This window comes from Candidimonas nitroreducens, from assembly GCF_002209565.1.
Taxonomy (GTDB): Bacteria; Pseudomonadota; Gammaproteobacteria; order Burkholderiales; family Burkholderiaceae_B; genus Candidimonas; species Candidimonas nitroreducens.
On sequence record NZ_NJIH01000004.1, the window covers coordinates 111,652 to 123,992 of the forward strand.

The 12,341-nt window shown below is 65.2% G+C and carries 13 protein-coding genes; 5 read left to right on the forward strand and 8 right to left on the reverse strand.

What is annotated here, in order from left to right; translation table 11 throughout:
• Nucleotides 1-32: 32 nt before the first annotated feature.
• The 4 genes from CEY11_RS08025 (at nucleotide 33) to minE (ending at nucleotide 4,054) form a co-directional block, all read left to right on the forward strand.
• Complete coding sequence (locus CEY11_RS08025) at nucleotides 33-1,787, forward strand: glutamine--tRNA ligase/YqeY domain fusion protein (protein ID WP_088603213.1); 1,755 nt, start codon at nucleotides 33-35, stop codon at nucleotides 1,785-1,787.
• 14 nt (nucleotides 1,788-1,801) lie between these two features.
• Complete coding sequence (gene minC / locus CEY11_RS08030; protein WP_233154787.1) at nucleotides 1,802-2,698, forward strand: septum site-determining protein MinC; 897 nt, start codon at nucleotides 1,802-1,804, stop codon at nucleotides 2,696-2,698.
• A 272-nt stretch (nucleotides 2,699-2,970) separates the two neighbouring features.
• On the forward strand, nucleotides 2,971-3,786 hold the full coding sequence (gene minD / locus CEY11_RS08035) for a septum site-determining protein MinD (protein ID WP_088602868.1): 816 nt from the start codon (nucleotides 2,971-2,973) through the stop codon (nucleotides 3,784-3,786).
• A 1-nt stretch (nucleotide 3,787) separates the two neighbouring features.
• Complete coding sequence (minE, locus tag CEY11_RS08040) at nucleotides 3,788-4,054, forward strand: cell division topological specificity factor MinE (RefSeq protein WP_088602869.1); 267 nt, start codon at nucleotides 3,788-3,790, stop codon at nucleotides 4,052-4,054.
• A 257-nt stretch (nucleotides 4,055-4,311) separates the two neighbouring features.
• Here minE and CEY11_RS08045 read toward each other — a convergent pair whose 3' ends face one another.
• From CEY11_RS08045 to CEY11_RS08080, 8 genes are all read right to left on the reverse strand, one after another.
• Nucleotides 4,312-4,533, reverse strand: coding sequence for a glycine zipper 2TM domain-containing protein (locus tag CEY11_RS08045; RefSeq protein ID WP_088602870.1), 222 nt, complete (start codon nucleotides 4,531-4,533; stop codon nucleotides 4,312-4,314).
• A 107-nt stretch (nucleotides 4,534-4,640) separates the two neighbouring features.
• Nucleotides 4,641-5,213 carry an isochorismatase family protein gene (locus CEY11_RS08050; RefSeq protein WP_088602871.1) on the reverse strand — a complete coding sequence of 191 codons (573 nt, stop codon included), beginning with the start codon at nucleotides 5,211-5,213 and terminating at the stop codon, nucleotides 4,641-4,643.
• A 44-nt stretch (nucleotides 5,214-5,257) separates the two neighbouring features.
• Nucleotides 5,258-6,931 carry an energy-dependent translational throttle protein EttA gene (ettA, locus tag CEY11_RS08055; protein ID WP_088602872.1) on the reverse strand — a complete coding sequence of 558 codons (1,674 nt, stop codon included), beginning with the start codon at nucleotides 6,929-6,931 and terminating at the stop codon, nucleotides 5,258-5,260.
• 170 nt (nucleotides 6,932-7,101) lie between these two features.
• Nucleotides 7,102-7,842: a hypothetical protein gene (locus CEY11_RS08060; protein WP_088602873.1), complete on the reverse strand. Its 741-nt coding sequence runs from the start codon at nucleotides 7,840-7,842 to the stop codon at nucleotides 7,102-7,104.
• A gap of 133 nt (nucleotides 7,843-7,975) precedes the next feature.
• Nucleotides 7,976-8,986 carry a Bug family tripartite tricarboxylate transporter substrate binding protein gene (locus CEY11_RS08065; protein ID WP_088602874.1) on the reverse strand — a complete coding sequence of 337 codons (1,011 nt, stop codon included), beginning with the start codon at nucleotides 8,984-8,986 and terminating at the stop codon, nucleotides 7,976-7,978.
• Nucleotides 8,987-9,082: 96 nt separating this feature from the next.
• Entirely contained in the window at nucleotides 9,083-9,676 is a 594-nt protein-coding gene (locus CEY11_RS08070; protein WP_088602875.1) for a cysteine hydrolase, read from the reverse strand.
• 201 nt (nucleotides 9,677-9,877) lie between these two features.
• On the reverse strand, nucleotides 9,878-10,639 hold the full coding sequence (locus tag CEY11_RS08075) for an SDR family NAD(P)-dependent oxidoreductase (protein WP_198958862.1): 762 nt from the start codon (nucleotides 10,637-10,639) through the stop codon (nucleotides 9,878-9,880).
• Nucleotides 10,640-10,785: 146 nt separating this feature from the next.
• On the reverse strand, nucleotides 10,786-11,595 hold the full coding sequence (locus CEY11_RS08080) for an aspartate/glutamate racemase family protein (protein ID WP_088602876.1): 810 nt from the start codon (nucleotides 11,593-11,595) through the stop codon (nucleotides 10,786-10,788).
• 230 nt (nucleotides 11,596-11,825) lie between these two features.
• Between CEY11_RS08080 and CEY11_RS08085 the strand changes: the two genes are divergently transcribed.
• A complete protein-coding gene (locus CEY11_RS08085) occupies nucleotides 11,826-12,335 on the forward strand; it encodes a hypothetical protein (protein ID WP_088602877.1) in 510 nt (169 codons plus the stop codon).
• Nucleotides 12,336-12,341: the final 6 nt, after the last annotated feature.

Genomic DNA, 12,341 nt, shown 5'->3' on the forward strand with positions numbered 1-12,341 from the left:
TGTTTTTCGTTACCCCCCTGTTTTCCGCCAGCATGAACCCTGATTCCAACCCGCCCGCTTCCAACTTCCTGCGCACCATCATCGAGCGCGACCTGGCCGAAGGCCGCTACGCCGGCAGGCTGTGGGCCGGCCGGCCCGGCCCGGCCTCAGTGCAGGAACAGGGCGCTCCCGACGCGGCGCGGATCCGTACCCGGTTTCCGCCCGAACCCAACGGCTACCTGCACATCGGCCACGCCAAGAGCATCTGCCTGAATTTCGGCCTGGCGCGCGACTACGGCGGCACCTGCCACCTGCGCTTCGACGACACCAATCCCGAGAAGGAAGAAGACGAATACGTGCGGGCCATCGCCGACACCGTCGCGTGGCTGGGCTTCGACTGGCACTGGCAAGGCCAGGACAACCGCTACTTCGCCAGCGACTATTTCGAGTACCTGTACCAATTCGCCGAGGCGCTGGTGCAGGCGGGCGATGCCTATGTCGACGAGCAAAGCGCCGAAGAGATACGCGCCAATCGCGGCACGCTTACGGAAAAAGGCCGCAACTCGCCCTGGCGCGACCGGCCGGTGGCCGAGTCGCTGGCCCGGCTGCGCGAAATGCGCGCCGGCCAGCATCCCGACGGCAGCATGGCGCTGCGCGCCCGCATCGACATGGCTTCGCCCAACATCAACCTGCGCGACCCGGTGCTCTACCGCATCCGCCATGCGCCGCACCACCGCACCGGCGACGCCTGGAGCATCTACCCCATGTATGCCTGGGCGCATCCCGTGGAAGATGCGCTGGAAGGCATCACGCACAGCATCTGCACCCTGGAATTCGAAGACCAGCGCCCGTTCTACGACTGGATCCTGGGCAAGCTGGCCGACCTGGGCCAGCTGCGGCGCCCACTGCCGCACCAGCATGAATTCGCGCGGCTGAATCTCAGCTATGTGGTCACCAGCAAGCGCAAGCTGCTGCAGCTGGTGCGCGAAGGCCATGTGCAGGGCTGGGACGACCCGCGCATGCCGACCCTGGCCGGGCTGCGCCGCCGCGGCTACACGCCCGCTTCGATCCGCCTGTTCTGCGAACGCCTGGGGGTTTCGAAGTCCGATTCGCGCATCGACTACAGCCTGCTGGAACAAGCGCTGCGCGACGACCTCGACCCGCGCGCCAAGCGCGCGGTGGCGGTGCTGGATCCGCTCAAGCTGGTGATCACCAATTATCCCGAAGGCGCCAGCGAGCTCTGCCACGCGCCGCTCAACCCGCACGCCCCGGACGCGGGCACACGCGAATTCCCGTTCTCGCGCGAATTATGGATAGAGCGCGACGACTTCCGGGAAGAGCCGCCCAAGAAATATTTCCGCCTGTTCCCGGGCAATACCGTGCGCCTGAAGTACGGCTATATCGTGAAATGCACGGGCTGCGTCAAGGACGAACAGGGCCGCGTGGTGGAAGTGCACGCCGAATACCTGCCCGACACAAAAAGCGGCACGCCTGGCGCGGACGCAGTCAAGGTCAAGGGCACGATCACCTGGGTCAGCGCGGCGCACGCCGTGGCGGCCGAGGTGCGCCTGTACGACCGGCTGTTCTCCGATCCTCACCCCGACGGCGGCGACCGCGACTTCCTGCAGGCGCTGAACCCGGATTCCTGCCATACGGTACAGGCCTGGCTGGAGCCCGGCACGCGCGCCGAGCCGGGGGCCACGTGGCAGTTCGAGCGCCTCGGCTATTTCGTGGCCGACCGGGAAGAATCGACGCCCGAAAAGCCGGTGATCAACCGCACCGCGACCTTGCGGGATTCATGGGCCTGAACAGAAGGACGATCGTGAGCCAAACATCGAATCAACGCGAAGAGCAACCGGCGCTGGACATCAAGAGCGCCTCGCTGTACGCCTTGCGGGTCGTACTGCGCACGTCCCGATTGTCCGACCTGCAGGCCGCGCTGGCGCAGCGCATGCGCGACGCCGGCTCGTTCTTCGAGAACGAACCGGTGGTCATCGACGCCTCTGCGCTCGAAGAGCCCCTGGACTGGGCCGCCCTGGCGCAAGAGCTACGCAGCCACAAGCTGCACCCCATCGGCGCCGTGGCGCCCGACGAGCAGCGCGACGCGGCCTCGGCGGCGGGCCTGCCCAGCGTCGAGCTGGCCAAGGCGGTGCCGCGCCCCACGGCCACGCCGGCGCCGGAACACGACATTCCGCCAGTCGCCGCGCCGCCGGCGGCTGGCTCGGCCTCTGCCACGGCCGCCCCGGCAAAAGGCGGTAGCGCCGCTCAGGCCGCGCCCGCCGCGGCGCAAGGCAAGGCCGCTGCAGCCCAGGGCAAGGCCGCCAAGGGCGGCACGAGCCGGCCGGCGCAGCCCAGCCCCGCGCCCGAGCACCCGGCCGTCGCCCCGGCGGCGATGGTGATCAGCCGACCGCTGCGCTCGGGCCAGCGGGTCTATGCGCGCGACACAGACCTGATCGTGATCGGCGTGGTCAGCCAGGGCGCAGAAGTCATCGCCGACGGCAACATCCACGTGTACGGGCCGCTGCGAGGCAAGGCCATGGCCGGCGCGCGCGGCGACACCAGCGCGCGCATCTTCACTACCGAACTCGACCCCGAGCTGCTGGCGATTGCCGGCGTATACCGGGTCATCGAAACACGCCTCGAGCCCGCGCTGCACGGCAAACCTGGCATCGTGCAGCTGGAAGGCGAGTCGCTGCGCATCGTTCCGGTAGAGGCCTGAGGCGAAGGCCAGAGCGGCTCGCGGCGCTCGGGCCCCGCTGCAAGGCAGCGCGCAACACGCAGCGCCCGGCGGGCCGGAAGCGACGGCCGTTGAACGGCAAGCGCCTCTAAAGCCCCCGGATACGGGATGGGGCAAACCAGCATAGGCAAAGCACCCCGGCTGCGGTTAAGTTTTGTTGCCAAGCCACGGTCAAACAATTTGAAGTCGGACTCGTATGCAGCGTTTTTGCATTACGATTACGGGATTTACAAAACTAGAGGGAATCTACAGTCATGGCGCGAATCGTTGTGGTGACATCCGGCAAAGGCGGGGTGGGCAAAACGACCACCAGTGCGAGCTTTTCTTCGGGCCTGGCGATGCGCGGCCACAAGACTGTGGTCATCGACTTCGACGTCGGCCTGCGCAATCTCGACCTGATCATGGGCTGCGAGCGGCGCGTGGTGTACGACTTCGTCAACGTCATCCAGGGCGAAGCCACGCTGAACCAGGCGCTGATCCGCGACAAGCAGCTCGAGAACCTGTTCATCCTGCCGGCCTCGCAGACCCGCGACAAGGACGCCCTGACCCAGGACGGCGTGGAAAAGGTGCTGAACGACCTCAAGGACATGGATTTCGAATACATCGTCTGCGACTCGCCGGCCGGCATCGAAACAGGCGCCCTGATGGCGGCCTACTTTGCCGACGACGCGCTGGTGGTGACCAACCCCGAAGTCTCGTCGGTGCGCGACTCCGACCGCATCCTGGGCATACTGTCGGCCAAGTCGCAGCGCGCGGTCAAGGGCGACGAACCCATCAAGGAATTCCTGCTGCTCACCCGCTACAGCCCCAAGCGCGTGGCCGGCGGCGAGATGCTGTCGCTCAAGGACATCGAAGACATCCTGCGCATCAAGCTGATAGGCGTCATCCCCGAATCCGAATCGGTGCTGCAGGCATCGAACCAGGGCGTGCCCGCCATCCACATCCGCGACAGCGACGTGGCCCAGGCCTACCAGGATGTCGTGGCGCGCTATCTAGGCGAGGACAAGGCGCTGCGCTTCGTCGACTACGAAAAGCCGGGCCTGTTCAAGCGACTGTTCGGAGGCAAATAAGATGTCTTTCCTCTCATTCCTGCTCGGCGAAAAGAAAACCTCCGCCAGTGTCGCGAAAGATCGCCTGCAGCTCATCCTCATCAATGAACGCCGCGGCAGCAGCGCCGGGCCCGACTTCCTGCCGCAACTGCAGCAAGAGCTGGTGGCCGTCATCTCCAAGTACGTCAAGATCAACCCCGACGACATCAAGGTGAACCTGGAACGCCAGGACTCGCTGGAAGTGCTGGAGGTCAAGATCGAAATGCCCCAGCCCGAAGCCAGCGCATAATGGTTCGGCGCGCGCACCGCGCCCTGCCTGGGCGCCAGCGCCCGGCGCCTGCCCGCCGCGCTACAAAGCATCGACGCGAAGCATGCACGTCCCGCGCTGTCGGATACGAGGGCGATTGATTCGGAAACGGGATAAGGTACAAGGCCCGCGCAGCCGGGCTGCTGGCACGCCGACCGGATCACCGGCAGGCGGCTCGCAGCCCGGTTGCGCGGGCCTTGTTTGTATTGGAGCCGTATATTACTTACCGGCTCGGATCGTTACTTGCCGACCTGGTTGCCGATGACGCCGCCTATGGCCGCGCCGCCCACCGTGCCGAGTACGCCGCCGCCGGTGATCACCGCCCCCGCCACACCGCCGAGGCCGGCGCCGGTCACCGTGCTCTTCTGGCGATGGGACATGCCGTTCCAGGTGGAGCACCCGGCCATGGACACGCCGAGCAACGCAACAGCCGCGAGTTTGCTTATAGTGCCGTATTTCATTTTTTCCTCCGTAGCAGAGTAACTGCGTTGATTCAATATAACACCAGCTATGAAGCCAGCATTCCAAATTTCCGCTGGTGTTGCTGTGAGCATAGGCAACTAATGTATCAAATGAGTTCGCCCTGCTGCGCAGGCGGCGGCGCCCCCTTCACCAGCGCCAGCACCTCGCGGAAGCGCGGATGATCCGCGCTGGCCAGCCATTCGAACATGGCCATTTCCATGCTTGCGACCTCTATGCCGCGCTGGGCGGCGCGGCCCAGGGCCAGGCGGTGATCCAGGGGTGTGCGCGAGCCCACGCAGTCCGCCACCATGATCGCATGGCGGCCCGCCGCCGCAAGGCCCATGGCCGTCTGCAACACGCATACATGCGCTTCAGTGCCAATTAGCAACACATTCGGCCGCCCCGAAGGCAGTTCCTCGGCCATTCCCGGCTCGCGCGCGGCATCGAAATGGGTTTTGTGGATGGTGCGTTGCACAAATTGCGCCAGCCCGGGCTCGGTCGGGCCTATCCGGTCGGCGCAGTGCTCGGTGGCCAGCACCGGCACGTCCAACAGCAGCGCGGCCTGCACCAGTGCCGAGGCGCGAGCCAGCAGCGCGGCGTGATCATGTATGGCGGGCAGCAGGCGGGTCTGCATGTCCACCACCAGCAGCACGGAATTCCCGGCGCACAAGCGATCCATAAGCCCTCCTGCCCTTGCCGTCCGCCCGGCGGCGCACCCCGCCGCTACTTCAGCGCCTTGTAGCGCAGGCGCTTGGGCTTGGCGCCCTCTTCGCCCAGGCGGCGCTTCTTGTCGGCCTCGTATTCCTGGTAGTTGCCGTCGAAGAACACCACCTGCGAATCGCCCTCGAAAGCCAGGATATGGGTGGCGATGCGATCCAGGAACCAGCGGTCGTGGCTGATGACCAGCACGCAGCCCGCGAATTCCAGCAGGGCATCTTCCAGCGCCCGCAGGGTTTCGACGTCCAGGTCGTTGGAGGGCTCGTCCAGCAGCAGCACATTGCCGCCCGCCAGCAAGGTCTGGGCCAGGTGCAGGCGGCCGCGTTCGCCGCCCGACAGCTTGCCGACCAGCTTGTTCTGATCCGAGCCCTTGAAATTGAAGCGGCCCAGGTAGGCGCGCGAGGACATTTCGAACTTGCCCACGGTAAGCAGGTCGGCGCCATCGGACACGGCCTCGAACACCGTCTTGCCGCCGTCCAGCGATTCGCGCGATTGGCCGACGTAGGCCAGCTTGACGGTCTGGCCGATGCGCACCGCGCCGCTGTCGGGCTGCTCCTGGCCGACGATCATGCGGAACAGCGTGGACTTGCCGGCGCCGTTGGCGCCGATCACGCCGACGATGGCGCCGGGCGGAATCTTGAAACTTAGGTCGTCGATCAGCAGCCGTTCGCCGTAGCCCTTGCTGACGTGCTCGAACTCGATGACCTCGTTGCCCAGGCGCTCGGCCACGGGAATGAAGATTTCCTGGGTTTCGTTGCGCTTCTGGTATTCCAGGGAAGACAACTCTTCGAAGCGCGCCAGGCGCGCCTTGGCCTTGGCCTGGCGGCCCTTGGGATTCTGGCGCACCCATTCCAGCTCTTTCTTGATGGTCTTCTGGCGCGCAGACTCGGCCGCCTCTTCCTGTTCCAGGCGCGCCTCTTTCTGCTCCAGCCACGAGCTGTAATTGCCCTTCCAGGGTATGCCGTGGCCGCGATCCAGTTCAAGTATCCATTCGGCGGCGTTGTCCAGGAAATACCGGTCGTGGGTCACCCCCACCACCGTGCCGGGGAATTTCTGCAGGAACTGCTCAAGCCATTCGACGCTTTCGGCGTCCAGGTGGTTGGTGGGCTCGTCCAGCAGCAGCATGTCGGGCTTGGACAGCAGCAGGCGGCACAGCGCCACGCGGCGCTTCTCGCCGCCCGACAGCGTACCGACCACGGCGTCCCAGGGCGGCAGGCGCAGGGCGTCGGCGGCGATCTCCATCTGGTGCTCGATGTCGTCGGAACCGCTGGAAGCGGCCGCGGCGATCACGGCTTCCAGGTGCGCCTGCTCTTCGGCCAGCTTGTCGAAATCGGCGTCGGGTTCGGAATATTCGGCGTAGACCTGTTCGAGCCGCTGGCGCGCCGAGAAGATCTCGCCCAGGCCGGCCTCGACCGCGGCGCGCACGGTATCGGCCGGATCGAGCTCGGGTTCCTGCGGCAGATAGCCGATCTTCAGGCCCGACATGGGCACCGCCTCGCCCTCGATTTCCCGATCGACGCCGGCCATGATGCGCAGCAGGGTCGACTTGCCCGCACCGTTCAGGCCAAGGACGCCGATCTTGGCGCCGGGGAAGAAAGACAGGGAAATGTCCCGCAGGATCTGCCGCTTGGGCGGCACGATCTTGCCGACACGATTCATCGTGTATACGTATTGAGCCATATGCTAGGAAACAGGAAACAGACAGATAAAAAAGAGGAAACGCGCCAGGAACCGGCGCGCTTGCCCGAAAACACCGATTGTAGGCCGGATGGGAACAACGCAGCCCCGAAGGCGCGAAAAGCCCGGCGGCCCGGTCGACGCGGCAAGGCCGCGCGACGCATCGCAGCCGGCTACAAACCGTCCTGGCTGGGCAAGCGAGCCCACGCCTGGAACTGCGGCGACGCATCCACGCGGCCGGAACGCACCAGTTCGAGCCACACGCCAGCCGCATCGTGGAAGCTGTTGGCGCCGCAAGGCCAGAGCGCCACGCTCATGGCCTCGGCCATTTTCGCTTCGGGGATCCCCAGGGCATAACAGGCCAGCAGCTCGACCTCGACGCCCCATTTCGATTTCGCGCCGCTGTGCGCCGACAGCAGCGCCAGATGCGCCCATTCCGGCGTAACGCCATCCAGGCCCGCGATCAGGGCGTCCACGCCGTCCAGATAGGTACGGCGGGCGCTGATCTCGGGGAAAAAGGCATGCCAGCCCTGCTCGATGAACACGAAGGCACTGACGCCGCTTACCCAGGCGGCCAGCCGAAAAGCCGCGCCCGCCTGGGCATTGGTGCCGCCGCTCTTGAAGAACTCTTTGATGTGATGCGCCCCGATCTCGTTGGCGACGCACAGCAGCGTGAGCCAGACGAACTCCCGCTCGAGCGGCGCCAGATGCTTGGGATCCAGCACCAGCGCCTTGTAGAACACACGATAGCCATCGAACACCCCAGGCAGCGCGGCCGCCATCGGCCCTTGCTGTGGGTTCACATAGCCGCGCCGCGCACGGAACTCGTCCAGCCGGGCCAGAACATCGTCGATGCCGGCCAATTCGCCGCCGCTCAGCGGCTCTGCGGAAGGCGGGGTGCTAGGTTTTTCCACGGAAATCAGGCTCCATTTTGTCTGGTCGATACGGCGCCCACGCAGGCACGCCGACGCGCTTCGGGATCGGGATCGGGAAATGCGAGGCTAAATGCTAGAGGGCAAAGGTGCTTCCGAGTGCAAGCCCGGAGAATCATTTCGACGCCAGGCCTGCCGCCTTGATGGTGCGGTCGATCAGGTGCTGGTCACGCGCCAGCATGTCGCGAAAATCGGCTGATCGGTTGCCCACCGGCTCGGTGCCAAGCCCCTGTAAAGCCTTGTCGACCGCCGGGTCGTGTGCCGCCGCCATGACCGCCTGCTCGAGGCGCTGCACGACGGCCGGCGGCGTACCGGCCGGCGCGAACAAGCCCGTCCAGGAAGTCGACTGATAGCCCGGCACGCCCGCCTCGGCCATGGTAGGCAGATCGGGCAGGAAGCGCGAACGCTTCGCCGAACCTATGGCCAGCGCCCGCACCTGGCCCGACTTGATCAAACCGAGCACGGCCGGCATGTTTTCAAATTCCACCTGCAGCACGCCAGAGCGCAGATCGGTCAAGGCCTGCGCGGTTCCGCGGTAAGGCACATGCGTCATCTTGACCTTGGCCAGGAAATCGAACATTTCGCCGCTGAGATGCGCGATCGAGCCCACGCCGGCACTGCCGAAGTTGATGCCGCCCGGCTTGGCCCGGGCGGCCGCTATCAGGTCGCGCACCGAATGCCACGGCGTGTCTTTATTGACGATCAGCACCATGGGGCTGTCGGAAAACTGTGAAACGGCGACGAAATCTTTCTGGGGATCGTAGCGCACCGGCTTCATGGCCGGGTTGATCTGGATGGTGCCCGGCGTGCCGACCATCAGGGTGTAGCCGTCGGCGGGCGCGCGCGCAACCTGCTGCGCACCTATGATGCCGCCGGCCCCGGCGACGTTTTCCACTACGACCGACTGGCCCAGAGTATGGCCAATGGACTTGGCTAGCAAGCGGCCCAGCACGTCGGTGCCGCCACCGGCCGAGAAAGGAACCACGAGGTGGATGGGCCGATCGGGGAAATGGCCGGCCGCTACGCTGGCCCGCGCCGGCAAGACACCCGCACACGCGGCCGCCGCACAGGCCAACACCGACACCAGCACAGCCCGACGGCCACCGTTTGCCGCATTGCGTTCCATGACCAGCCTCCAGCTATAGTAGCTTCGACGATCCTGTATATATAGCACAAGAACCTGCGGCACAAGAACCGCGCCGCGGTTCAATCCAGGACAAGTTCAAGGGTTGGAAAAAGCCACTGCCTCCGTCGTCTGTACCGTGCAGAAGCGCGCAATGCTCTGTATGGAATTGGCATGCTCTTCGGCACTGTGCGCCGCGCAGGCGTCTTCCAGCACCACCACTTCATAGTCACGGTCGTGCGCATCGCGCACCGTGGCCTGCACCACAGCCTGGGTCGATACGCCCGAGCAGTAGATGCGCGCCACCCCCTGCGCGCGCAACTGCGCTTCCAGCGTAGTGGAATAGAAGGGGCTGACGCGATGCTTGACGACCTGGATGTCGCCAGGGCGCTGCTCGAGCGACGGATGGATCTCGGTGCCCCAGGCGCCCAGCTTGAACAAGCCGTTGCGGGGCGCGCCCGAAAAGATCGGCGAAGACCTCGGGCATTCCGGGTATTCGGGCGAAAACCCCACCCGCACGAAGCCCACCAAGATGCCGGCCTGGCGCGCCTTGGCGATGGCCGCTGCGGTGCGAGGCAGGATGCCGCGCTGGCGCACCTGCTCGCCCATCGGCCCCTTGCCGTTGGGGCCATCCTCGTGCACCAGGTCGTTCTCCATATCGAGAACCAGATAAATCGAACGGCTTGCTTGCATGGACTGCGCCTCCTTAAACAAGAGTTTTGGACAAATAACAAATAATGATTTCAGCTACTGAAAAACACTGCCGGGCATCTGTCCCATAAATGCCGAACGCCGCGGCCTCGGCGGCCCGCCGCGATAATGGCGGAGGCTGCCGGCAGCCATCAAGGCGCCGAACCGGATGCGGACAATCGACCGGATGTCGGGCCGATGCATTCAATCGCACCAGATGCCGCCGTTGACGTCCAGCACTTCGCCGGTCACGAAACCGGACTGCGGCGCGGCCAGGAACAGGATGGCGTTGGCGACCTCCTGCGCGGTGCCCATGCGGCCCACCGGCACGAGATCGCGCAGCACTTGCGGGAACGAGGTGGTCATGGCCGACGACACCGGCCCGGGCGCCACGGCATTGACCGTGACGCCCGAGCCGGCCAGTTCTTTGGCCAGGAAGGCGGTCATCATGTGCACACCCGCCTTGGAGACCCCGTAGGCGACATTGCCGGCCTTTTCCTGCTCGGCTGCATCGAGCCAGGGGCGCGGATTGCCGCCGTTCTTGCCCACTACCGAGCCCAGATTGACGATGCGGCCGTAGCCCCCGGCCCGCATGTGCGGAATCGCCGCCTGGCAGCACAGGAACGTACCCTTCAGGTTAATGTCGATGACACGATCCCACTCGGCCTCGGCCAGGTGCTCGGCATCGCCCAGCGACACGACGCCGGCGACATTGACCAGAATGTCCAGGCGCCCCAGGCGCCCGACGGTTTCGTCCAGGCGAGCCCGCACCTCGTCCACCCGCGTGACGTCCAGCCGGCACCACTCGATAGCCGAGTCCGGCGGCACTGCGGCGCCAGGCCCCAGGTCGGCGGCCACCACCCGTGCGCCGTGCGCCGCAAGCGCCTCGCACACCGCCCGGCCTATGCCGCCGGCCGCCCCGGTCACGAACGCCACGCGCCCGCGCATCAAGTCCTTGTCATACATTGCCTTGCCCTTTCAGCCGAACGACCGGTTCCCGCCCACCGCATTGCCAGGCGCCGCCCACGCGACCCGTGCCGCACCGGCAAGCGCTGCCCGGACAGGTTCGTGCCATGCATCTGGAACCCTCGAGATGCCGCACGACCCCGCCGTCAGGTGCTTGCCTGCAATCGATCCAGGCCGTAGAACGCAAAGACCTCGCCGACTCGGTCGAGATCCGGAAGCTTGTGATAATAGCCCTTGCGGCAAGGCTTAGTGCCGCAAAGCGTGCGCAAATCGTGCATGGCCTCGGCCTGCTTGATCCAGGCGGCCAAAGAATCCAGCACAGGCACGCCGTCAATTTCATTAATGCCATTCTGCACCAGCAGTATGTTCATCGGCGCCTCGCCGGGAATGATGACCTCGGCGCCCGCGGCGATCAGCTTCCTAGCCGCGCTATGAAAACGCTCGATGAACTCGGACGGATCCTCGAAGCCCTTGAGCACGTCATTGAAGGTGAAGCCGACCGGCATGGCGCCGGCGAAGCGGGTCTCGAGCCCGAGACCGCGCGCGTTTTCGGCGATCAGCTCATTGAAGTCGTCGATGAAGGCCAGCACCCCGAACTTGCGGCCCAGCATGCACGCGGTAAGCATTGCGGATTCGCCGTAGCCGACCACCGGAATGTCGACCAGCCCCCTGATTTCCCTGAGGGCGGGATCCGGCAGGGTGCTGATGGCATAGACGTCGTACTGTTCGCTTTGGGCCTGCACCGCCGCCTTGATGAACTGCAGCGCATGGATGTAGTGCAAAGCCACGTGGCGAATATCCGCGCCCGGGTAGTTGGAACGATAGGTTCCGGGCTGCATGCCATGCAGCACGATCTCGGTTCCGGGCCGCGCCACGCGCGCGAAGTGGGACTCGAGCGCACGGTTATACACACCCAGATGGCTCAAGACGGTAAAACTCTGATGCCAGATTTTCATGACTACACCAATAATCAGGTTGGAAAAATTCCGCGGTCTGCGGGCCCGGTCTAATTCGGCCCGCGCCCGGCCAGTCTACCCGCGTGCGGGCAGACAAAATACGGAGGAAAGCCGAAGACACTGTTCGATTATCCCGAAAGACGTCCTGCGGGGAGATCGGGCAAAGGCATCCGGCCCAGGCAGACAATGTTTTAAAATACCACCTGATCCCCGCGCAAGTGCCCGCCCCCATGGCCCATACCCCAGACGACGCCCCGCCCCGCTTCACCGCCGAAGAACTCGAACTGCTCGGGCGCACCGCCGATGCGCTCAGCGCGTATATGGGCAAGCCGGTGCTGGCCGAGGTCATGGATCCGGAAGAAACCGGCTCCGAATGGGTGCTGTTCGCCGTTCCCCTAAGCACGGACGAACAGGCGGAAGACATCACTACCGTGCAGGTCGGCGGCGCGAGCGCACGGCTGCTGGGCAACAAGGGCGGCATGCAGTTCGGCGCCGGCGATGTTTACGACTGCGAATATCTGTGGGCAATTCAGCTGTCCACGCAAGAAGGCGTGCGCTTCATCAAGGTCGACCGCAACGGCGATGACGTCGCCTGGACGGACGACCTGCACGAGATCCTGCCCTTCGACCTGATCGACGAGGCGCTGTCCGACAGCGAAGACGACGAGGATGAGGATGAGGACGGGGATGATCCAGATGATGGTTACATCGCCGACCCGCACACCCCCCGTAACAGCTAGGTAACA